We start from the raw sequence: 21977 nt of genomic DNA on the forward strand, positions 1-21977 counted from the left end.
GACAGTGAGTTACATCTGCCGTCAGATGTGACAAAACGGGCACTGGTGGGTACAACAAGGGGCGGCACGACGGGCGACGCATGACCCGGCACGGGAATCTTTACCGCCGACCGGACGTTGACCGGATAACGACGACAGCGACACCTGTCCTGTGGGCGACAAGCCCGGGAGGCACGATTCATGAGTGAGCGAGCTCTTCGCGGCACGCGCCTCGTGGTGACCAGCTACGAGACCGACCGCGGCATCGATCTGGCCCCGCGCCAGGCCGTGGAGTACGCATGCGAGAAGGGCCATCGTTTTGAGATGCCCTTCTCGGTGGAGGCGGAGATTCCGCCGGAGTGGGAATGCAAGGTCTGCGGAATCCAGGCTCTCCTGGTGGACGGGGACGGGCCTGAGGAGAAGAAGGGCAAGCCTGCGCGTACGCACTGGGACATGCTCATGGAGCGGCGCACCCGCGAGGAGCTGGAGGAGGTCCTCGCCGAAAGGCTGGCCGTCCTTCGCTCCGGCGCCATGAACATCGCCGTACATCCGCGCGACAGCCGCAAGTCCGCCTAGCGGACCTCCGGAAGTAACGACGCCGAGGGGCCCGGTACACATCTCGTGTACCGGGCCCCTCGGCGTCTGTCCGTACGGCCTCCCTTGCGGGCGGCCGTACGGGTTTCGGTCAGGGCATCAGGGGCGGGCGGGGCTCGTCGGGCCGACGAGGCCCCTGGTGCGCGTCCTCGCGGACGACCTCGCCCTGGACGACCTTTCCGTCCGGGCGGTGGATACGAGCCTGCTGGAAGGCGTCCTGGAGGCTGCCGGGGGGCGCCGCGCTCATCCGGCGCTCCACGGTCTTCTCCGCGTACCGCCCGAGGAACGAGCGGACCTGCGGGATCAGCAGGAGCAGACCGGCCGCGTCGGAGATCAGGCCCGGGATCATCAGGAGCAGACCGCCGAGCATCAGGAAGCCGTTGCGGTCGTCGGCGCCGGACCGGCCGGCGGACGTCGGAGGCGTGCCGCCGGTCTGCGCGGCGGCCTGGGCCTCCTTGAAGGTCGAGGTGAGGTTCCCGAAGGCGCGCCGGCCCGCCCGCTTCACCACGGTGGCGCCGAGGACGGCGCCGCCGACGAGCAGGAGGAGCACGGTCAGCGCGCCCGCCGCGTTCGCCACCACCGTCAGCAGCCAGATCTCCAGGACCAGCCAGGCGGCGACGGCGAGGGGCAGATAGGTACGGGCGCGCGAGCGCTTGCGGGCGAGGGGAGGCGGTGCGCCGGTCGTCATGAACCCCAGTGTGCCTGGCGCCGTGCCGGAACGTCGTAAAGGAAGGATCAGGCCCGGAGGGAAGGAACAGGGCCGGAAAACAGGATCAGGGCCGGCCCCGTGGGAGGAGCCGGCCCCGTATGGCGAGTGCGAGCGTCAGGCGGACTTGCGGCCGAGCAGCTTGCCGACCTTCTCCGCGCGCGCGGTCAGGCCCCATCCGGTGACCCGCCACAGCGCCTCGACGACGATGTTCCGGCTCATCTTGGAGTCGCCGATCTCGCGCTCGACGAAGGTGATGGGGACCTCGACGACGTGGAAGCCGGCGGCGACGGCGCGGCGGGCCAGGTCGACCTGGAAGCAGTAGCCGGCCGAGGCCACGTTCTCCAGGCCCAGGCCCTCCAGGGTCTCCTTGCGGAAGGCCCGGTAGCCACCGGTGACGTCGCGGATCGGCACGTCGAGCATCACGCGCGAGTAGAGGCTGCCGCCGCGGGAGATGAACTCGCGGGACTTCGGCCAGTTCACGATCCGGCCGCCCGGCACCCAGCGGGAGCCGAGGACGAGGTCCGCGCCCTTGAGCGCGGTGAGCAGCCGCGGCAGCTCCTCGGGCTGGTGGGAGCCGTCGGCGTCCATCTCGACGAGGACGCCGTAGCCGTGCTCGATGCCCCAGCGGAAGCCGGCGAGGTAGGCGGCGCCGAGCCCCTCCTTGCCCTTCCGGTGCAGGACGTGGACGTGATCGTCCTCGGACGCGATCTCGTCCGCGAACTTGCCCGTGCCGTCAGGGCTGTTGTCGTCGGCGACGAGAACGTGCGCCTCGGGTACGGCCTCCCGCACCCGCGCGACGATCGGCTTGATGTTGTCCGCCTCGTTGTAGGTCGGAATGATCACCAAGGCCTTGCCGAGCGGGCCGTAACGCCTCTGGCCACCGTCGTTCACTACTGCCCCTTCGGATACAAACGCAGAACCCCACCATAGCGAGGTCCCCGGAGTGGTCCGCCGGGGCGGTCGCGCGGGAGGGTCGGGGCGGGAGGGCAGGGCGGGACATTTGGGGGCGTGCCGTGCGGTGCGGGGCCCGACGTCCTTCGGTCCGACCTGGGATCCGCTGGCTGCGGGTCGACCGAGAGCCGTTGTCTACTGAACGTCCGGGCCCCACCCGGGTCGCACCTTCCGCCGGAGAAACCTTCCCTCGCGACCGAGGCGCGGGCGGCGGTCGGCGACTGCGAGGGGGTTCGAACCGGTCGGACGTCCATTGGTGGACGCCGAGAACCTACCCGCCCCCGCCTGTTGCCTGTCAACACCCGTTTGACCTGCGCAAATGTCCTAAAAGTCCAGGCCGGAGGGGAAGATCCGCAGGTCGGGGACAAGCGTGCGGAACGGTCGCCCGGGGTCGGAAATATCCCTACATCACTCGTTCGGCCGTACGAAAACCGTCTGCCCGTACACCACGGTCCGCAGGCAGACCGGCAGCTCGGCACCCGGCGACAGATCGGGCAGACCGGGCGTACCGGACCGGGGGTCGGTGGACCAGCGGGCCACCCGGTCGTCGGGAGCCTGCACGAGGAGTTCCCCGGTGCTCCAGATCGCGTAGTCGGCGGGCGCGCCGGGGACGAGCGTCCCCGCGTCGTCGCGGCCCACGGCCCGCCAGCCACCGCGCGTGTGGGCGGTGAAGGCGGCGCGGACGGAGATCCGGTGCTCGGGGGTGCGGTGGAAGGCGGCGGCCCGGACGGTGCCCCACGGGTCGAGCGGGGTGACCGGGCTGTCGGAGCCGAAGGCCAGCGGCACGCCCGCGCGCAGGAGCCCCGCGTACGGGTTGAGGGTGCGGGCCCGCTCGACGCCGAGCCGGTCGGCGTACATGCCCTCGTCGCCGCCCCAGAGCGCGTCGAAGGCGGGCTGGACCGAGGCGGTGAGCCCCAGCTCGGCGAAGGCGGCGATCGTCTCGGGGGTGAGCATCTCGGCGTGCTCGACACGGTGCCGGGCGGCCCGGATCCGGGCGAGACCGAGCTTGTCGGCGGCGGCGCGCACGCCGTCGACGACGGCGGTCACGGCGGCGTCGCCGATGGCGTGGAACCCGGCCTGGAGGCCGGCCTCGGTGCAGGCGACGACGTGGGCGGCGACGGTGGCGGCGTCCAGGTGGGCGGCGCCGGTGTGCGCGGGGGCGGCGTGGTCCGCGTACGGCTCGTGGAGGCAGGCGGTGTGCGAGCCGAGGGAACCGTCGGCGAAGAGGTCGCCGGCCGCGCCGAGGGCGCCGAGGGCGCGGGCCCGCTCGACGTCGAGATCGGCCCAGTAGCCGACGACCCGGGGCCCGGCCTCGGCGCGGGCGAGGTCGAGGAGGCCCGTGAAGTCGTCCTCGGAGGAGATCTGCGGCCCGCCGCACTCGTGCAGGGTGCCGATGCCGAGGGAGGCCGCGTGGGCGCGGGCGGCGCGCTGCGCCTCGGTGCGCTGCTCCGGGGAGACCGCGGCGTAGGCGGCCTCGCGGACGGCGTGGTGCGCGTCGCCGGTGAGCGGCTGCTGCCCGTCGTGGAAGCCGTCCAGGTCGCGGACGCCCGGGACGAGGTCGAGGAGGGCGGTGGTGACGACGGCCGAGTGGACGTCGATGCGCGTGAGGTAGAGCGGACGGCCGCCGGTGAGCCCGTCGAGTTCGGCGCGGGTGAGGGGGCGGCGCTCGGGCCACCGGGAGGCGTCCCAGCCGTGGCCGATGAGGATGCGGTCGCCGGGGCGGGCGGCGGCGTGGGCGCGGATCAGCTCCGCCGCCTCGGCGAGCGAGGCGGCGGAGGACAGGTCGAGGCCGGTGAGGGCGAGTCCGGTGGCCGTGGTGTGGACGTGCGCGTCGACGAAAGCCGGGGTGACGAGCGCGCCTTCGAGGTCGACGACCTCGTCCACGCCGGAGGCGAAGGCGTCGGCCGCGCCCTCCGAGCCGACCCAGGCGACGTGCCCGCGCTCCACGACCATGGCGGTGGCGAAGGGGTCGGCGGGGCTGTGGACTTCCCCGCCGCGCAGCAGCACCGTGCGCTGCTCGGCGGCGGAAGCGCCGGACGCGGCGGAAGCGGCGGCGGAGGCGGCGGACACCGCGGGCATGGACTCACTCATGGGACCAGGCTATGACCTGCCGGGACCCGCTTTGTCCGGCAGGTCCCCGTCCGGCAGGTCCCCCGCCCCGCTAGGGCCTGTCCGGCGGCGTCAGATGCGCGGCGGCCTGGCCTCGTACGGGGTGGAGAGGACGACGGTCGTCCGGCTGGAGACCCCGGCCTGGGAGCGGATGCGGCTGAGCAGGTGCTCCAGCTCCAGCGGCGTGGCGACCCTCACCTTGAGGATGTAGTTCTCGTCACCGGCGACGCTGTGGCAGGCCTCGATCTCGGGGATGTCGGCGAGCCGGTCGGGGGTGTCGTCGGGGGCGCTCGGGTCGAAGGGTTTGACCGAGATGAAGGCGGTGAGCGGCAGACCCACGGCCTCAGGGTCGACGACGGCGGCATAACCGCGGATGACACCCCGCTGCTCGAGCCGGCGGACGCGCTGATGCACAGCCGAGGTGGACAGGCCCGTGGCCTTGCCCAGGTCGGTGTAGCTCATGCGCCCGTCCTTGACGAGCAACTCGACGATCTGACGATCCAGCTCCTCCATGCGGTGACCCTAGTGCGCCGAAGGCTCCGGGGAACAGCCGGGGCGGACCCGTATGGACCGCTATGGGCGATCACGGGGCACCTGCGCCGGGCATGTGACGAACGCCACAGGTTTGCGCCGAACACCAGGTACCGGCAAGCGGTTACGCGGAGTTCGGCCGGGGAAGGGCTTGCTGTGGTCGAGGCCGCACAGATCCGGCCGACCCATCCGAGGGGGAGATTCTCCATGCAGGAGTCTGCTGATTCCGTCGACACGTCCGACGAGCTCGACGCGTACGACACCTTTGAGATGTTCCGGGTCGTCTGCCCGGCGTGCGAGCAGCCCATCGCGCTGCTCGCCGACGAGGACGTCCTGCCGGAGCACGCGCTCTGCCCGACGCCGTGGAACCCCTTCGTCCTCACGGTCTGCCAGGGGACGGGAACCGCGGCCTCCGAGGCCCCCGCGGCGGACGACACCCTGGAGGTCCAGGAGCAGGACACCGCGCTGCTCCTGACGCTCCCCCAGGGGCTCGACTGGCGGAAGCAGCCGTTCTCGCACGTCGGCGGTCCGGGCTCGCGCCCGCTGCGCGTCGGCCAGCTGCGCCGCGCGGCGTAAGGGACGTACGGGACCTCGTACGGGATCCCGCACGGGACCTCCCGCCGCGCGCCCGGCCCCTGGGGGCGTCCTGCCCCCTACTCCCAGTACCTGCCCTGCACCATGGCCGCCAGCGTGGCGTGGTGCAGGATCAGGCCGTCCGGGTCCGCCGGCACTTCCACCTCTCCGAAGTGGGCCTGCCGGTACGCGACTCTGAGCATCACGATCGCGTGCCGCAGCGCCGCGTACAGGGTGTGGAACTCCATGTCGCGCGGGGTGTGCCCGGTCAGGTCCGCGTAGCGCCGCTCGATCGCGTCGCGGCGCAGGAAGTCGGGCAGGCCGGGCTGGCCGAAGCTCACGGTCAGGTCCTGGAAGAAGCGGTGGAGGTAGACGCTCCAGCCGAGGTCGACCTCGCGCGGGACGCAGGCCGCCATCTCCCAGTCCAGGACGGCGGCCGGCGTGAACCCGTCGTAGACGATGTTGCCGATGCGGGCGTCGCCCCAGCCGAGGACGGCGGGGCCCTCGTCCGCCGGCCAGTGCGCCTCCAGCCAGTCGAAGGCCGACTCGATGAGCGGCGAGGACGGGAGGCCGTCCACCACCCAGGAGTAGTAGGCGCGTTGCGCGTCGACGTGCCGGCGCAGCGGTGTCCCCGGCCCGTCGGGCAGCAGGAACTCCGCCTCCTTCGCCGGGAACTGGTCGTGCAGTCTGGCCAGGACGGAGACGGACTCGGCCTCCAGACGGTCGCGTTCGGCGTCCGTCGCGGAGTGCAGCCAGTTCCCCTCGTACGTGTAGGGCATGACGTCCGGCGGTACGCGCCCCTCGGCGCGGGCCATGACGAAGAACGGCGCGCCGAGCGGTTCGGGGTCCTCTTCCAGCCAGAGCACGCGCGGCACGGGGATGTCGGTGTGCTCGCCCACCAGGCGCATCACGCGGTGCTGCCTGGCCATGTCGTAGACGGGGAAGATGGTGTACGCGGCCGGGTCGGCGGCCAGCCGCAGGGCGCAGCCGCGAACGGGGGCGTCGGGGTGGTCCAGGTCGAAGAGCAGGGTCTCGCTCGACATGCCGTTGGAGCCGGGGACCGCCAGGTCGGTGACCCGGGCCCCGGGCAGGTGCCGGTCGAGCCAGACGGTGAGCCGCCGCGCGAGCTCCTCGGGTTCGCGGGTGGTGGTGCGGGGTCGGGGTGCCGTGGCCACGTCGGTCTCCTCAGGTCGCGGTCGAGGTGTAGTCGGCGAAGCCGCTCGGGTCGTGGCGGCCGAAGGAGCCGTGCTCGAAGATGCCGTACCCGGTCTGTCCGTCCAGGGTGAAGCGGGCGGCGTGGTCGGTCACGCCGTACGCGGCCATGGGGTGCGCGGACGGGTCGGAGAGGTCGTACACGCGCCGGTCGGTCCAGCCGCGCCCCTGCCAGGTGCCGTGCTGCCAGTCGGTGGCGGGCGGGTATCCGGCGCCGACGGCGAGCGGCGAGCTGGCGAGGATCTCGACACCGATCTCCAGGGGCTTCCCGGCGGGGTCGGTGACGTGCACGACGGCGCGCCGGGGGTCGCGGGTGCCGGGGCGGTACGTGATGTCGGTGCGGGGCCAGCCGAGTTGGGTGTCGCGGTGGCCGTTCCGCACGAGCAGGGCCTCGTTGAGAGTGCGGTAGCCGTCGGCGTCCTCCTGGGCGATGACCATGAGGAAGCGGTCCTCGAAACGCATCGGGATCCAGAGCCAGTGGAAGCCCTCGGGCCGGAACTCGTCCTTGCGGCCGGGCTCTTCGCCGGGAATCGGGCGAACGCCCCAGCTGCGGTCGCGGGTTCCGGTCCACTCCCCCTCGGTGACCGCGAACTCCTCGCCGCCGGCCCTGATCGTGCCGGTGCAGCGTCCCGCCTGGACGAAGCGGCGGCCTTCGAGGGTGAGGCGGCCGCCGTGGCGCTGGGTGTGGTGGGGCTCCCAGACGGCGGGGAAGTCGCCGGTCCAGGTGAGCTCGAAGGAGAGCCCGTCGGCGTCGTCGGGGGCGGCCTCGCAGCGGAGGCTCAGCCGCTTGAGGGGTTCGTCGACGGTGATGGTGAGCGGGCCGACGGAGAGGTTCGTCCGGTCGTCGCCGAGGGCGTCGGAGGCGCGGACGGCGTGCAGGACGTCCCCGACGCGCAGGGTGGCGTAGGCGTCGACGACGCCGGCGTTGGGGTAGACGCCGAGGCCGGCGATGAGCAGGGCCCGGCCGGAGTGGTCGAAGACGTGGAAGATGCAGCGGTCGTAGGCGTTCCGGTCGCCGCTGACGTGGTGCTTCATCGACAGCGGGGCCTGGTGCACCGGGTATTCGTCGAGGGCGACGGGCCGGTCGTCGGCGTGCCGGTTCTCCGGCATGGGTGACCTCCTGATCGGCGGGGCTTCCGCGAAGTTGATCTGACGGTACGTCAGATGAAGGTCGGGGGACCAGATCCGTGCACGGGGTACCGGCGCAGCCCGGGCGCGGCACGGACGGCACGCCGGACGCGGCCCGGACGCGGCCCGGGCGGCGGGTAAAGACCGAACTCCCGATCGAGTCCGCGGGGCGGTGACCGGGGCCGCCGGAGGCGCGTTGGTCCGTGCATGACCACGCTGTACACGACTCCCAGCGGATACGGCCGGCACCGGCAGGCCGAACCGGACGCTGAAGAATCGGTTCCTCAACCCCTTCCGCCCGCACCCGTACCCGTCCCCGTCCTCCCCGACCCGCCCATCTACCAGGACGTCCTCGCCCTCTGGGCGAGCCAGGGCCGGACCCTGCCCGGCCACCGGGACCAGGAATGGAACCGGCTGGCCGCGGGACCGGTCTGGGCGGACCGGACGGTACGGGTCAGCGGGACTCTGGTCCGAGGGACTCCGGTCCGGGAGACTCCGGTCCGGGAGACTCCGGTCCGACAAGGTGACGCGCGATGACGATCCGCTGGATCTGATTGGTCCCCTCGACGATCTGGAGCACCTTCGCCTCGCGCAGATAACGCTCCACGGGAAAGTCCGCGGTGTACCCGTACCCGCCGAGCACCTGCACCGCGTCGGTCGTGACCTTCATGGCGGCGTCCGAGCAGAAGAGCTTCGCCATCGCCGCCGCGCGCCCGAAATCCCGCCCCTCGTCGCGGAGCCGCGCCGCCTCCAGACAGAGCGCCCGCCCCGCCTCCACGAGCGTCGCCATGTCGGCGAGCAGGAAGCGGAGCCCCTGGAAGTCGGCGATCGGCCGCCCGAACTGGCGCCGCTCCCGTGCGTACGCCACCGCCTCGTCGAGCGCCGCCCGGGCGAGCCCGACGGCACACGCGGCGATGCCGAGCCGCCCCGAGTCGAGTGCGGCGAGCGCGATGGCGAACCCCTGCCCCTCGTCGCCGAGACGGCGCGCGTCGGGGACACGTACCCCGTCGAAACGGAGCTGGGCGGTGGGCGAGCCCTTCATCCCCATCTTGCGCTCGGGTGGGGCGGCGCTGAGTCCCGGGGCGTCGCCGGGCACGAGAAAGGCGGTGATCCCCCGGGCCCCGCCGGCACCGGTCCGCGCCATGACGGTACAGAAGTCGGCGACACCGCCGTGCGTGATCCAGGCCTTGTCCCCGTCGATGACCCACTCGTCCCCGTCCCGCACGGCGCGGGTCCGCAGGGCGGCGGCGTCGGAACCGGCCGAGGACTCGGAGAGGCAGTACGCCCCGAGGAGCCCGCCGCCGAGCATGGCGGGCAGGTGCGCGGCGCGCTGCTCTTCGGTACCGAAGGCGGCAAGAGCATGACAGGACAGCGTGTGCACGCTGACGCCGAGCCCCACAGTGAGACGGGCGGCGGCGAGCTCCTCCAGGACCTGGAGGTAGACCTCGTAGGGCTGACCTCCGCCGCCGTACGCGGGGTCGTACGGGAGTCCGAGGAGCCCCGCGCGGGACAGCAGGGCGAACGTGTCCCGGGGGAAGCGCCCGGCGGCCTCCTCCTCGGCGGCACGCGGAGCGATCTCGCGCCGGGCGATCTCCCTCACGAGAGCGAGCAGCTCCCGCGCCTCGCCACTGGGCAGCCGCCGCTCCCCACTGCGCTCGGACATGACGGGCTCTCCTCCCTGCCGGATTCGCGAGGAGTATGCCCGTTCGTCACGGAGGGATCACATGAGTCCGGCCCGGGTCACGAACACGGCGAGCACGACGACGAGGGTCCAGCCGAGCACGTGCTCAAGGATCTTGGGGCCGTCGCCGTCGCGGGGGCCGCCGGTGCGGATGCGGGTGAGGAGGCGGGTGTAGGTGGTTGCGGTCATGGCGTCCACACTGCGGCACGGACCCGCCTCCGAGGTAGCGATGTCCGTCACTCCCCCAGGACCGTCCGGCCGCCCTCCGGATCCTCAAGTCCCTTGCGCCAGGGGCCCCAAGACAGTCCCCTCGGCAATCTTGACGGCCTCGACTGTGCCGGACACCACGCGCCTGATCTTCGACGCATTCCTCGCGATCGGCGAATTCCGGACACCCTGAGAAGATCAGCCCGCTTCCCGCAGTTCGTCGATCGAGGCCGCGATGAGAGTCTGACACCCCTCAAGCGCGGGCAGCCCTTGAACGCTCTCCAGGAAATAGATGGATCGGGACCTCAGATCACCACTGAACAGCCCGCACATAAGAATGAGGTCGATACATGCCGTACGAGAGTCCGTCGTTTCACCGGATTCAAGGATCTCGACGTAGGCCGGATAGCCCAGGCAGATCTCCTTCATGCACTCCTCTTCGGATACCGGGCCGTAGACACCCGGATCACCCTCGCTCACCACGGCGGCCGAGATGTCCGAGAGAATACCCAGGATGAGATCCTCGGCATATTTCGAGGAGCGCCAAAGGCAATGCACGAGACTCGACGCCAGGGCAGCGGAGGCCTCACAGAGAATTCCTTGCGCGAACACCACCCGCTGCACTCGGTGCGCAGCCTCCACCGCATCCTCACGACTGTCGGCACGGGCAAGGTCCCGGACGGCACCCCCGAGGGCACGGGCATCCCCGGAAACTCCCTGCAGGGATTCCCAGGGATGCCGTCTCAGCTCAAGGTCCACATCGCCCCCAGTCATCCGCAAGCATCATTTGTCGAAGACTCTCAACACGTCCGAATCGAACACTGTACCCTTCCCCTGGAAACCGGCGCGACCGAACTGACCTTCACATGAGACGCATATATTGATCGGCTCCCCGGTCCGAGGCCTGACTGCGGAAGTGAAGACAATCTTCGATGGGTCACCACCGAGCTGGTTTACCACACAGGTCTCCGCACAAACACCCTTTGACGACGCGCCTGCGGCATACTGCCCGGTCTCCGTATTGTATCCGGCAGTGACAGTCGCCGGCCTTTTACTGTTCGAGAGACCGGCCATTTCTCCGGCATACTCGTCTCGAAGGCCCTCCGCCTTCGACATGAGTCCGTCCGAGCTCAGACCCGAACCATCCCGGGGGCCCGTTCCGCAATTGTGAACGAGTACCGGCACAGCACCCGCCAGCACGTAATACGTATGCAGGTCGGCGACCGTGAGGTTGTTGACCCGCTGGTGCTGGGTCCACGCGCGGACCGCGCTTACCTGGGCGTACGTGCCGGTTCCGGTCTGCAGGAGTGTTCCGGGGAGGAGTTCCTTGGCGTACAGCCACTTGCCCAGGGCCGGGGCCCAGAACGGGTGGTTGGCCGTTGCCACGACCTTGCCCGTTTCGGCGCCCGGGGTGGTCACCGTGATCTCGACCAGGTTCTTCTCGCCCTCGCCCGTGATGAGCGCGGTCACGGTCCTCGGGCCCGTCTCGCCCGTTGTCGGGTCGGTCGCCGTGACCTCGTCGCCCTCGCGTACCAGGGCTATGGGCTTGTAGGTGCCGTCGGCCATCGCCACCGGGGTGTCCGGGGTGAAGCTGTTGCCCGTGGTGGCACAGCTGCCTCCCCCGCTGTCCGCCGGCTTCGGTGCCGGTGCCGCGTCCGCTGCCTTCGGGACCGGGGGTGTGTCCGCCGCCTTCGCCACCGTCGCCGCGTCGCCCGCGTTGTTCGCGGCCTTCGCCGCCTGGGCCGCGTCGACGACCTTGTTGCCGTACTTCGCGACGTTCGCCGCGTAGCCGGCGCCGGGGACGGCCGAGGCGAGGGAGAGGCCGGCGTTGAGGGCGTCGCCTTCGGCCGCGTACCAGCCCGCGTTGGCCAGGTCCGCCGCCTCGCCGACGACCGGGACCATGCCGGCCACGTCGAGTGCCGTGTGGCCGATCGTCTTCCACGACGGCATCTTGGGCCATTTGCCGGTCGGGTCCATCAGGATGACCGGGTTGTTGTGGGCGTAGGTGTACGCGGCGAGGTTGCGGGGTTCGGTGATGCCGCCCGCCATGGCGCCGTCGAGGTAGTCGGGCAGGACCGGGTCGGGGCTGGCCCAGAGTTGGGTCCTGGGGTTGTAGTAGCGGGCTCCGTAGTAGTAGAGGCCGGTTTCGGCGTCGAGTTCCTTGCCGGTGAACTGGTAGGGGGTGTCCGTTCCGCCGGTCCGTTCCTCCACCCACGTCTCCCCGTACGGGAAGTACTCCAGGTGTTCCGTGACCTTGCCCTGCTTGTCGGTGACGTAGCCGGAGGAGCCGATGTGGTCGGCGTGGAAGAACTGCTGGGCGTCCTCGGGTCCGGTGGTCGCGACCGTCTTGGTCGTCACCCGGCTGTCGCCGACGAAGACGTGTTTGTAGCCGGTGGCGTCGCGTTCGCTGTAGTACCGGTTCGGGTAGAGGGAGAGTCCGTCCTCGCTGCGCTTGACGACCCGGTCGCCCTTGTCGTCGTAGACGTAGGAGACGGTGGCCGCGGCGCAGCCGCTCGGGTCCTGGGTGAGGGTGCCGGTCGCGGTGTCCTGGTTGCAGACGAGGCGGTTCTCCTCGTCCCAGACGTACTGCCGGCGCCTGTCCGAGGCGGCCGTGTTGACCGTGCTGGTCAGGTTGCCGTTGGCGTCGTAGGCGTGGGTGACGGGGCCGACCTTGGTCGGGGCGTGCGGGCGGGTGCCGTCGTACGCGTACCCGTACGTGTAGGTGGTGCGGTCCTGGACGTCGGCCGGGTTCGACGGGTCGTCGACCGGTTCGATCGGGCCGGCTCCGCCTCCCCCTGTCGGGAACGCCGGGGTGCCGCCCGTCACCTCGTGGGTCTGGGTCTTGCTCGTCGTGTTGTGGATCGAGTCGTAGCCCAGGCTGAGGCTGTACGTGTTGACCGCGTTGTTCTTGTCCGTGTACCGCCCGGACGCCGAGGTCAGCCGGTACTGGTCGTCGTACCCGTACGTCTGGCTGCTCGGGCCGCCGATCTCCCCGCCCTGCGGCGCGTCGTTCGCCAGTGAGGTGACGTTGCCGATCTTGTCGTAGGTGTAGCCCAGGTTCTGGAAGGCCGTCCCGCTCGGCGCCACCGACTTCAGCGCGCCGAGGCGCCGGTCCTCGGCGTCGTACGCGTACGTGGTCCGCACGCCGTTGCCGGTCTGCTGGAGGATCTTCTGGCCGAACTTGTCGTAGTCGACGCGGTCCAGGTACGTGTAGTCGGTGCCGTTCTTGGTTCCGGTGGCGCGGCCGACCTGGCCGCCCGAGTCGTAGTCGTAGGTCAGGACCTCGCCGTCCGGATAGGTCATCTGGAGCACGCGGTTGAAGGCGTCGTAGCGCCAGGCGGTGGTGTAGGTGCGGGGGGCGTCGCGGACGGCGGTGATCGTGCGGGTCTCGGCGGTCACCTCGCCCAGCGCCCCGTACGCGCGCTTCACCGTCCCGCCCGCGTCGTGGACCTCGGTGACGCGCGAGGCCGCGTTGTCCGGGGCCCCGGGGGCGCCGTACACGTAGGTGACGTCGTTCTCCGGGAACGTCGGGTAGCGGATGGCCTTCAGCCGCGAGTAGTCGTACTCGTACGCGACGGCCTTCTGCGCCGCCCGCAGGTTCGCGGTGATCTTCGAGGTGACGTTGCCGGCGAGGTCGTAGCGGGTCTCGGAGCGCCCGGCGTCGGGGCTCTCGAAGGAGATCCGGCGTCCCAGCGCGTCGTAACCGGCGCGCGTCACGTTGTTCTTGTCGTCGGTGACCGTCGTGATCTGGCCCAGGGGGTCGTACGCGTAACCGGTCCAGATCGCCGTGGTGCCGTTGAGCTCCTTCACCGAGGTCGTGGCGCCCCGGATGTCGGTGTAGGTGCGCAGGACCTTGCCGTTGCCGTCGGTCGCCGTCCGCTCGAAGCGGGTCGTGTCCGCCCGGTCCCGGCCGAAGCCGTAGGCGGTGCTGGTGGTGACGCCGTCCGGCTGCACGGTCCTGACCGAGCGGTCCAGGACGTCGAAGGTCTCCTTCGTGGGGGCCACGGAGTCGAAGGAGGCGTTGAACGTGGTGTTCGCGGCCCCCTTGGTCTCGGTGACCGGGTAGTACTTCTCCACGACCCGGCCGAGGTGGTCGAACCTCAGCCGCCCGGAGACCGTCATCACCTGGGCCGGCGCGGCCCCGGGCGAGGCCGCCACCGAGGCGTCCTTCTTGGTCTGGAGGACGCGCCGGAGGCCGTCGGTGAAGGTGACGGTGTCGATGGTGTCCTCGCGGACGCCCGAGGCGGCGCGGTCGAGGTGCTGGGTGGTGGCGTACGGGACGGTCGCCTCGGGGTGGTAGCCGAAGGTGATCGTGGCCCGGTCGCCGTCCTTCTCGTACGGCCCGGTCACCGTCGCGAGCCGGCCGAAGTCGTCGTACGACATCCGCAGCGGCTGGCCGTTCTGGTCGGTGTTCCGCTCCGGCTGCCCGTACTTGAGGTCGTAGGCCGTGGACGAGCGGTAGCCGAAGCTGTCCTCGATGGACTCGATGTGGACGCCGACGGTGGTGTCGTAGCCGTACTCCAGCTTGTAGCGCTGCCCCCTGGCGTTGGCCGGTCCGGTGACCGATGCCAGGTTCCCGTCCGGGTGGTACGTGAGGTCGGAGACGGCCGCGGTGTCCTCGTCGAGGTACTCGCGCACCTGGCTCACGGCGCCGGTCGCGCAGTCGACGGTGCTTTCGCGGTGGCGCAGGAGCGCGCCGGTGGCGCCGGCCTTCTGCCGTACCTCTCGGGCGAGGCCGACGAGGTTGCGGTCGCGGCACCGCGCGTCGGCGCCGGTGTAGGAGAAGAGGTTCTCCACGTCGTCGCCCGTGCCCTCGTCGCCGGCGTCGAAGGCGCGGACGACGTTGCCGTACTCGTCGTAGGAGAAGTCGGTGAAGGTGGAGCCGCCCGCCTCGGCCGCTCCCTCGTACTCCTTCTGCTCGGTGCGGGTGAGCTGCGGGAAGACGGTCGCGGTCCCGCTCTTGGGGTCGGCCTCCTGGCCCGTGGAGGTGTCGACGAGCCGGTACGTGTTCCGGGTCTCGCGGTACGGGCGTCCGGCGCCGTCCTCGGTCAGGGAGCGGGCGAGCAGGCCCCGGCTCGCGTATCCGTCGGTGCGGAACTCGTCGGTCACCGAGCGGCGCGTCGCGTCGTTCGCGCCGGGGTCGCGGTCCTCCGTGACGACGCGCCCGAAGCCCAGGAACTCGCGTTCGAGACGGTCGTAACGGCCCTGCTCGTAGCGGAAGGTGGTCAGGCGCGTGTCGGCGCCGTCGCCCGCGAACCCGTCGAAGACGGAGGTGCGGGAGAGCACCCAGCGGCTCTCCTGCATGTCGGCGGTGTTGCCCGTCCGGGTGTAGTCCAGGTCGATGCGGGCGCCCATCGGCCGGCTGACCGAGCGGAGCAGGTTGGTGCGGCCGGTCTTGTTGACCGCCACGAGGAGCTGGTCGTCCCGGGTGGACTTGAGGTGGTCGGCGAGGCCGTCGCCGTTGACGTCCCGCAGGCTCGTCTCGGCGCGGCTGATGCCGGTGGACACGTTGACGCCCGGGTTGAAGACGAAGACGCCGACGGGGGTCGGCAGGCCGACGGTGAAGTAGACGCCTCCGCCGAGGCTGGCGTTCTTGTCGACGGCGATCTCGGGGAAGCTGCCCCGGAAGGGGGCGGGCGCGGTGAAGCCGGTGCCGGTGTTGACAGCGACCTTGAGCGGGTTGGCTCCGTCGGTGAAGACCCGGTCGACGAGGCCGTCTCCGTTGACGTCGGCCATGCTCGCGCTGGTGTACGAGGTTCCCAGCTCGGCCGAGAGGCCGCCGGCGAAGCCGTACCGGTCGACGTTGAAGCCGAGGTTGACGCCGACGTTGCGGGTGGAGGCGTCGTTGATGGGGCCGGCGGGCCAGGGTTCGCGGGCGGCGAAGGAGTAGCCGAGGTTCAGCTGGACGTCGCCGTTGGCGAAGACCTTGTCCGGCAGTCCGTCGCCGTTGATGTCCATGAGGTCGACGCGGACGTCGGACTCGCCGCCGCCGAGGCTCCCGCCGATGCCGAGCGAGGGCTGGACGGCCCCGGTGGAGGCGGTGTTGGCGCTGGTCCCGGCGTCGGGCGCGGACATGCCGAGGGCGCTGGCGATGGTGGCGGTCTCGCTGCCGGCCGAGTACGACACGTTGCCGGAGACGTTGTCCGCCTCGCGGACGTTGCCCCCGAGGGTGCCGCGGGTGGCTCCGAGGGCGCCGGTCATGTCGGAGAACTGGATCTCCTTGGCGCCCACGACGTCGGGGTAGCCGTCGCCGTTGAGGTCGAGGTAGTCGACCGAGCCCGCCGTGATGCCGCCGACCACGGTGCCGCCGAACGGGCCGGCCGCGAGGGTGGCCGACACCTGGCCGGTGACCCCCCGGCGCATCACCGTCCGGTCGCCCTTCACGTCGGCGTCGGTGACGATGTCGATGGTGTCCGCGCCCAGGCGGGAGCTCGTCGCCATCTCGGGGGTGACCCAGGAGGACTCGTCCTGCGCGGCCCAGCCGCCCTTGGCGGGAATGGGGGCGAAGACCGCGAGGCGCGGCATGGAGAGCCGGGGGTTCGCGGCGAACGGGGCGACGTCCGCCTCCTTGGGCTCCTTGGGGAGCGCGTCCTTGAAGCTCTGGTCCAGCGTGAGTTCGGCCTGCTTGAGCGGCTGGGTCGCGCGGTCCCGGTTCCCCTGGTAGCCGATCACGCCCCAGCCCCGGTACGGCTGGGCGAAGGCGCCCTGCCCGACCGATCCGTGCATGGCGCTCGGGGCCGGTGCGAACGTCGGCCAGGCCGAGGTCACGTCGTAGGTGACCTGGGCGGACTGCTCGACGACCTGGGCGAGCAGCCCGGTCTCCGGTGTCGAGTAGTCGATGTACAGGTCGTCGCCCGCGGTGACCGGCACCGTCAGGTCCAGGTTCGTGGCGCCGAAGAAGGTGTCCTTGGCCTGGAAGATCCGCTTGCCGAGCAGCTGCCCGCCGCGCTTCTTGACCGTCATCGCGATCTTGGCGTCACCGAGCAGCCCGAAGTTGAGGGACACCTTCGGCCGCACCTTCAGCTGGCCGGTCTTCGTCGCCTTGTAGGACTGCTGCGGCGCGGTGAGCGTGTCCGCCGGGAACATCGTCATGTCGTACGGCGGGGTGATCACCAGCGAGGGGTCGCCCTTGGAGTCGACGAGCGACTCGACTCCCTGCGCGGCCGTGTAGTGCGCCTTCGGCGTCCAGCTCACGGCGGAGGGGTCGATCGGGGAGTCGGTCCTCAGCTTCCACGACATCTTCTCGAAGGTGCTGACCGGGATGCTCAGGTCGATCGCGGTGGTGCCCGTCGAGGCCGCGGGCAGGACCTTGCGGTACACCTCGGCGGGGGTGTGGACGCCGTTGCCCTTCTCGATCACGACGGTCACGTCGTCCGAGGTCGCCCTGGACTTGACCACGTCACCGGTGAGCCGCAGCGTGCCGGTCACCGGCACGGTCACCACGGACGGACGGCCGCCGAAGGTGAAGTCGTCGGACGCCCGGAACACGGTGGTCGGCAGCCCGTTCGCGTCCGTCCCGGCCGGCAGACCGGTGTAGGTGACCGCCGGGTCCCAGGCCACGGTGTCGTACTTGCCGTCCAGGACGGACTGGGTGCGGAAGTAGAGGGCGTCGCCCTTCTTCACCGGAATCGAGGCCACGTTGCCCGGGGTGAACACGGAGTGGTCGTCGGGGCCGATCCGCTGCGCCCAGAGTTCGGCGTCCTTGTGCTGGATGGTGACGCGCACGCCGTCGGCCTTGGTGTAGGCCGCCCGTTCCGGGGAGGGGTCCTGGGTGAGCTGGACGCCGCCGTCCACCGTGACGTTGCCGTCGAACGGCGCGACCCAGCGGCGGACGGTGTCGAGCAGCGGCGAGTTGTCCACCTGCTGGTTGAACTGCGCGGTCTGGTCACCGACGATCTCGCCGGTGACCTCGCCGCCTCCGACCGGTACGGGGGTGCGGCCGGAGTCCGCGCTGTAGGCGGGCTTTCCCTGCGCGTCCAGGTAGCCGAACAGCACGCCGCCGTTGTTCACCAGGTCGGCTATGCCGTCACCGTTGACGTCGCTGAAGAAGCGGTCCGAGGTGGTCGTGGTGCCGACGAAGTCCAGCTGGGCCGAGGTGGTGAGGACGTACGACTCGATGCCGATGGTCCCGGAGAGCGAGCGTTCGGTCGAGATGCCCGGCAGGTTCGGGAGCCTGACCGGGGTGTCGCCGAACTTCGGCGCGCCGCCGGGGCCGGCCAGGTTGGGCCGGTAGTACACGCCGTCGTTCTTGCGGAAGACCTTGTCCGGCAGGTTGTCGCCGTTCACGTCGGTCAGCGTCGACAGGCCGTCGGACTGGCCCGCGTTGAACCCGACCTTCAGACCGACGGAACCTTCCTTCGTGGTCAGCCCCTGCACGTTGTAGCCCGCGTAGAGGTGCGCGCCGAAGCTCGCCGACGTGTTCGCCGAGATCGCGCTGGCCTCGCCCTCGCGGATGTTCACCCCGAGGTCGTCGTCCGGCACCGACCAACCCGCCGCGTCGGCGAAGGCGTTGTAGGCGCCCGACTGGTCGCGCACGTCGTCGAAGTAGTCGAACGTGTGGGTGTTGAACAGCTGGTTGGTCGCGCCGAACTGCGAGACCGAGGCGAGCAGCGTCTTGGCGAACGCACCGGTCCGGTAGTTCAGCTCGTAGGCGCGGATCAGCTGGTCGTCGAGCTTCACCTCGACGCGCCGCAGCAGATCGGCGGTGACCTTCTTGAACCCGTACTTGGCGTCGATCCGCACGTCCGCCCGGCGGGGTTCGCCGCGCTCGCGGTCCCGGACGAACGTCACCGAGTACCGGCCGTCCGTGTCACCGCGGCCGGTGTACGTGATCTTCTGCGGGTACAGCTCGCTGCCCGGCACCGTGGACCCCGCCGTACCGCCGTCGGTCACCTTGGCGTACCGGTAGCGCATGACGTTGTCGTTGCCGTCGCGGATCTCGCGCGCCGCCCAGGCGGCGACGCGCCCCTTGCCGTCGGCGAGCGTGCTGTCGGCCGTGCCGCCGAAGAGCGTGCGGACGCCCTGCTTGTCGGTGACCTCCCACCAGTAGGTGGCGGGGCTGTCGCCGTGGCGCACGATCCGGTCGAACCGGCCCTCCACCCGGGTGTGGAACACCTTCTCCGCGGTACGCGGCCGCAACGCGCCCCGGTGCGCCACCGGGGTCAGCTGCTCGCCGTCGAGGAGGTAGGTCTCGGTCTCCAGACCGGCGTCGTAGCGCGGCACGCCCCACCGCGTGTCGACCGTGACCATGGGGGTGGAGAGGTCCCACCCGGTGCCGAGCCATCCGTTGGGGCCCGAGGAGTTGTACGCGAGGGCGAGGGCGGGTTCCAGGCCCGCGCGGCCCTTCGGCACCTCCAGCGGGTAGGAGAGCCGCGCGTCGCCGCTGTTGTTCGCCGAGGGCGCCTCGACGAGGTGGACGCCGGAGCCGGGGTCGGCCGCCTTGATGTCCTTGATCTGGTTCGGGTTGAAGGACGTTCCCTCCGGCCCCTCGGGCCCGGTGACCGCCGACCCGGCGTCCGGCGCCGACGCGGCGGCGGTGCTGCGCAGCTGCTCGGGCGGGTTCACCCCGGACACGGTGAGGACCATGGCCAGGAGGACGGTCATGCCCGCCCGTCTACGCACCACTCGCTGGACAGACACGCAAGAGCCCCCGTACGTCCGGACGTCGCCGGGCACGGTCGTACGACGACCCCGCCCCCCTGTTGGCTACCAAACGGTAGTTCAAGGACGGGATCGCTCGTACAGGCTTTCCGGACAACGTCCTTCGGCCATGTCACCCACGGCCGAAGGGAGTTGACCTACCCGCTCACGCCAGCCCGAGCGCCCGCAGCACCCGCTGCCGCCCCGGCCCCGGCTCCTCGGGCCAGTAGAGGTAGCAGACCCCGCCCGTACCGCCCCTGACCTTGCCGTTCGCGTCGTACCGCTTGGTGCGGAGCCAGATGTTCTCCCACTCCCGGCGCCGGTACACCCGGCGGACGGCCTCGTTGCTCGGGGAGGCCGGGTCGTTGGCGATGACGTCGCCGTCCTCGGTGAAGCCGATGACGGTCATGAGGTGGCCCGAGGTGCCGTAGCCCGCGCCGGTCAGCTCCTCCTTGCGGAAGGACTGGGAGGTGATGACGGGGACGCCCGCGCGGATCAGGGCTTCGAGTTCCGTGAGGGACGTGAGGCGGGTGACGATCGCGTTCATGCCGGGGTACGTCGCCGCGTAGGCGGCGTTGAAGGGCCAGTTGCCGCAGCCCTCGTACTGGTGGTCGTAGGTGAACCGGGCCGCGTGGCAGACCTGGGGGTCGGCGAAGGACGGGTTCACCCAGGCGAGCTGTTCGGCGGTGGGGACGCGGTCCCAGTACTCGACGATCATCTGGGACGAGGTGGGGCTGCACCAGGCCTCGCCGCCGTTGTCGTACTCCGGGTACTGGCCCACGTGGGTGTTCTGCGAGTAGCGCGGGACGATCAGCTCGCCGGCCCGGCCCGGCGTGGACGCCGGGACCGTGAAGCGGTCCGGGATGTCGGAGGCCATGGCTCCGACCCGCCACACCGTGGGCGTGAGGCCGCTGCCCGGGGTGCGGTAGAGCGTGAGGCGCAGCCGGTACGCGGTCAGGCGGAGGCCGCTCGACGCGTCGTCGATCGCGAACGTGTCGGTCCACACCGAGCTCTTGCCGTCGCCCTGGCCGTCGACCGACGTCCGCCGGATGTCGCCGTCACCGGAGGCCCAGCGGCCCAGGACGTACCAGGGCGTCGCCGTCCCGTCGGAGTAGGTGCCGGTCAGCTCGACCTGGAGCCAGGTGCCGGGCGGCGTGTCCGCGTTCCAGGAGGCGATGACCTCCGTGGCCGGTACGGCCGGCGCCTGGAGCGGGGAGGTCCAGCTCGCGTACTCCCACGACGTGGACCTGCCGGTGTGCGGGTCGGCGTACTCGGTACGGCCCTGGGGGGCCTCGACGACCAGACCGGGGCGGCGGCCCGCGACCGGCCGTGTGCCGGCGGCCTCGCCGGACCTCCAGTCCGCGAACGTCGACCAGAAGCGGTTGTCCACCAGGGCTGACGGGGCGGGTACGGGGGGCGCCTCGGGTACGGCGGGCGCTTCGGGCGCTTCGGGCGCGGCAGGTACGGCGGGTCCGTAGGCCGCTGCCTGGCCGGACGTCACCGCTCCGGCCGCCGCCGCCAGTGCCGCGGCGAGGACGGTTCTGCGCGGGGTGGAGCTGGTCATGGGCGTGACCCCCTCGGTCGTCGGCGATCGGGCGGCAGTGCGCGAGGACGGCGGCCGGCACGACGGTACGGGCCGGGCCGCGCGGCCCACTATCGCCGCTCCCGCCCGCCCTCCGCCAGCACTTCGCCCCGCGTCGGCCTACCAATATTGGTCTCGACCGGTGGCGGTGTCACCTCTCTGACCTGCGCCGGGAGCCGCTCGCCTACCCTGAGGTCATGACCGACCTCGACCGCGCGGCCCACGCCCTGCGCCGCCTGCCGCCCTCCTGCGGACCGGTCCGGCTCGTCGCCGTCGACGGCCACGCGGGGTCCGGCAAGTCCACTCTCGCCTCCCGCCTCTCCGAGGCGCTCGGCGGCGCCCCCGTCCTCCACCTCGACGACCTCGCCACCCACGAGGAGCTCTTCGCGTGGACCGGCCGGCTGCGGCGGCAGGTCCTGGACCCCTTCTCACGGGGCGAGACGGCGCTCTTCCGCCCGTACGACTGGGTCGGGCGGCGCTTCGGGGAGCCCGTACCGCTGCCCGCCGCCCCCGTCGTCCTCGTCGAGGGCGTCGGCGCGGGCCGCGCGGCGGTACGGCCGTTCCTGGCGCGGCTGTTGTGGATGGAGCGCGCGGCCGAGGCGTCCTGGGTCCGGGGGCGGCACCGGGACGGTCCGGAGCAGTCCGCGTTCTGGGACGGATGGACCGTGGCGGAGACTCGCCACTTCGCCGAGGACCCCTCGCGGCCCTTCGCGGACACCTTGGTACGGGAGGTTCGCGAGGGGTACGACTGGCTTCCAGGGCCCGCTGTGGCAGCGGGCCAGGACCAGATCATCACGGAGGGTGACCGACCTTCCTCGGTGATCTGAGGAGGTGGAAGTCCGCTTCCGCAAGTGCCTCAACTCCGCTTGACCCCAGGGGCGTACAGGTCTTACGTTCTCAATGTGCGGCTTTTCGGGGCCGCCGCAGACACGAAGCCCCCGGTCGTTCCCCCGTGATCGGGGGCTTCGTTCTGCCCTCCGGGCCCCCTTCCGGGGCCACTCCGGGCCCCTTCGTGATCACCCACGGTCACCGCTTCCGGATCATGTCCTTCTCCTTAAGCGCGCACCCCCTGCGCAGGTACG

14 protein-coding genes are annotated in these 21977 nt (G+C 71.2%); 3 read left to right on the forward strand and 11 right to left on the reverse strand.

Features of this window, described 5'->3' with window-relative positions:
- Nucleotides 1-180: 180 nt before the first annotated feature.
- Nucleotides 181-555 (forward strand): RNA polymerase-binding protein RbpA, encoded by a 375-nt coding sequence (locus tag ACFC0Z_RS25205; RefSeq protein WP_015032218.1) that lies wholly within the window; start codon nucleotides 181-183, stop codon nucleotides 553-555.
- Nucleotides 556-664: 109 nt separating this feature from the next.
- On the opposite strand, the gene fxsA is transcribed toward ACFC0Z_RS25205, so the two are convergent.
- The 4 genes from fxsA to ACFC0Z_RS25225 all read right to left on the reverse strand — a co-directional run bounded on the left by fxsA (nucleotide 665) and on the right by ACFC0Z_RS25225 (nucleotide 4855).
- On the reverse strand, nucleotides 665-1261 hold the full coding sequence (fxsA, locus tag ACFC0Z_RS25210) for an FxsA family membrane protein (RefSeq protein ID WP_376442083.1): 597 nt from the start codon (nucleotides 1259-1261) through the stop codon (nucleotides 665-667).
- Between the two features lie 135 nt (nucleotides 1262-1396).
- A complete protein-coding gene (locus ACFC0Z_RS25215; RefSeq protein WP_376442086.1) occupies nucleotides 1397-2173 on the reverse strand; it encodes a polyprenol monophosphomannose synthase in 777 nt (258 codons plus the stop codon).
- Nucleotides 2174-2641: 468 nt separating this feature from the next.
- On the reverse strand, nucleotides 2642-4324 hold the full coding sequence (locus ACFC0Z_RS25220) for an amidohydrolase (protein ID WP_376442089.1): 1683 nt from the start codon (nucleotides 4322-4324) through the stop codon (nucleotides 2642-2644).
- A 90-nt stretch (nucleotides 4325-4414) separates the two neighbouring features.
- Nucleotides 4415-4855 carry an Lrp/AsnC family transcriptional regulator gene (locus ACFC0Z_RS25225; protein WP_017242178.1) on the reverse strand — a complete coding sequence of 147 codons (441 nt, stop codon included), beginning with the start codon at nucleotides 4853-4855 and terminating at the stop codon, nucleotides 4415-4417.
- Between the two features lie 225 nt (nucleotides 4856-5080).
- On the opposite strand from ACFC0Z_RS25225, the gene ACFC0Z_RS25230 reads away from it, so the two are divergent.
- Nucleotides 5081-5449 carry a hypothetical protein gene (locus tag ACFC0Z_RS25230; protein WP_376442092.1) on the forward strand — a complete coding sequence of 123 codons (369 nt, stop codon included), beginning with the start codon at nucleotides 5081-5083 and terminating at the stop codon, nucleotides 5447-5449.
- A gap of 77 nt (nucleotides 5450-5526) precedes the next feature.
- On the opposite strand, the gene ACFC0Z_RS25235 is transcribed toward ACFC0Z_RS25230, so the two are convergent.
- The 7 genes from ACFC0Z_RS25235 to ACFC0Z_RS25265 form a co-directional block, all read right to left on the reverse strand.
- Nucleotides 5527-6621 carry a phosphotransferase family protein gene (locus tag ACFC0Z_RS25235; protein ID WP_376442095.1) on the reverse strand — a complete coding sequence of 365 codons (1095 nt, stop codon included), beginning with the start codon at nucleotides 6619-6621 and terminating at the stop codon, nucleotides 5527-5529.
- A 10-nt stretch (nucleotides 6622-6631) separates the two neighbouring features.
- A complete protein-coding gene (locus ACFC0Z_RS25240) occupies nucleotides 6632-7768 on the reverse strand; it encodes a hypothetical protein (protein ID WP_376442097.1) in 1137 nt (378 codons plus the stop codon).
- Nucleotides 7769-8240: 472 nt separating this feature from the next.
- The gene (locus tag ACFC0Z_RS25245; RefSeq protein WP_376442100.1) at nucleotides 8241-9449 is read right to left on the reverse strand and encodes an acyl-CoA dehydrogenase family protein; all 1209 of its coding nucleotides are present in this window, start codon (nucleotides 9447-9449) and stop codon (nucleotides 8241-8243) included.
- A 57-nt stretch (nucleotides 9450-9506) separates the two neighbouring features.
- On the reverse strand, nucleotides 9507-9656 hold the full coding sequence (locus ACFC0Z_RS25250; RefSeq protein ID WP_376442102.1) for an SCO1431 family membrane protein: 150 nt from the start codon (nucleotides 9654-9656) through the stop codon (nucleotides 9507-9509).
- A gap of 216 nt (nucleotides 9657-9872) precedes the next feature.
- Nucleotides 9873-10316 carry a hypothetical protein gene (locus ACFC0Z_RS25255; protein WP_376442105.1) on the reverse strand — a complete coding sequence of 148 codons (444 nt, stop codon included), beginning with the start codon at nucleotides 10314-10316 and terminating at the stop codon, nucleotides 9873-9875.
- Between the two features lie 141 nt (nucleotides 10317-10457).
- Nucleotides 10458-19277 carry a SpvB/TcaC N-terminal domain-containing protein gene (locus tag ACFC0Z_RS25260; protein WP_376442108.1) on the reverse strand — a complete coding sequence of 2940 codons (8820 nt, stop codon included), beginning with the start codon at nucleotides 19275-19277 and terminating at the stop codon, nucleotides 10458-10460.
- A 202-nt stretch (nucleotides 19278-19479) separates the two neighbouring features.
- Nucleotides 19480-20877 carry a peptidase C39 family protein gene (locus ACFC0Z_RS25265; protein ID WP_376442111.1) on the reverse strand — a complete coding sequence of 466 codons (1398 nt, stop codon included), beginning with the start codon at nucleotides 20875-20877 and terminating at the stop codon, nucleotides 19480-19482.
- Nucleotides 20878-21092: 215 nt separating this feature from the next.
- On the opposite strand from ACFC0Z_RS25265, the gene ACFC0Z_RS25270 reads away from it, so the two are divergent.
- Entirely contained in the window at nucleotides 21093-21722 is a 630-nt protein-coding gene (locus ACFC0Z_RS25270; protein WP_376442114.1) for a uridine kinase, read from the forward strand.
- Nucleotides 21723-21977 lie beyond the last annotated feature (255 nt).

The sequence above is a fragment of the Streptomyces sp. NPDC056144 genome (assembly GCF_042264145.1).
In the GTDB taxonomy this organism is placed as follows: Bacteria; Actinomycetota; Actinomycetes; order Streptomycetales; family Streptomycetaceae; genus Streptomyces.

Excerpts from the sequence above, each read along its gene's own strand:
- ACFC0Z_RS25205 (WP_015032218.1), top strand. The coding sequence starts at position 181 with ATGAGTGAGCGAGCTCTTCGCGGCACGCGCCTCGTGGTGACCAGCTAC.
- fxsA (WP_376442083.1), bottom strand. The coding sequence starts at position 1,261 with ATGACGACCGGCGCACCGCCTCCCCTCGCCCGCAAGCGCTCGCGCGCC.
- ACFC0Z_RS25220 (WP_376442089.1), bottom strand. The coding sequence starts at position 4,324 with ATGAGTGAGTCCATGCCCGCGGTGTCCGCCGCCTCCGCCGCCGCTTCC.
- ACFC0Z_RS25225 (WP_017242178.1), bottom strand. The coding sequence starts at position 4,855 with ATGGAGGAGCTGGATCGTCAGATCGTCGAGTTGCTCGTCAAGGACGGG.
- ACFC0Z_RS25230 (WP_376442092.1), top strand. The coding sequence starts at position 5,081 with ATGCAGGAGTCTGCTGATTCCGTCGACACGTCCGACGAGCTCGACGCG.
- ACFC0Z_RS25240 (WP_376442097.1), bottom strand. The coding sequence starts at position 7,768 with ATGCCGGAGAACCGGCACGCCGACGACCGGCCCGTCGCCCTCGACGAA.
- ACFC0Z_RS25245 (WP_376442100.1), bottom strand. The coding sequence starts at position 9,449 with ATGTCCGAGCGCAGTGGGGAGCGGCGGCTGCCCAGTGGCGAGGCGCGG.
- ACFC0Z_RS25250 (WP_376442102.1), bottom strand. The coding sequence starts at position 9,656 with ATGACCGCAACCACCTACACCCGCCTCCTCACCCGCATCCGCACCGGC.
- ACFC0Z_RS25260 (WP_376442108.1), bottom strand. The coding sequence starts at position 19,277 with ATGACCGTCCTCCTGGCCATGGTCCTCACCGTGTCCGGGGTGAACCCG.
- ACFC0Z_RS25265 (WP_376442111.1), bottom strand. The coding sequence starts at position 20,877 with ATGACCAGCTCCACCCCGCGCAGAACCGTCCTCGCCGCGGCACTGGCG.
- ACFC0Z_RS25270 (WP_376442114.1), top strand. The coding sequence starts at position 21,093 with ATGACCGACCTCGACCGCGCGGCCCACGCCCTGCGCCGCCTGCCGCCC.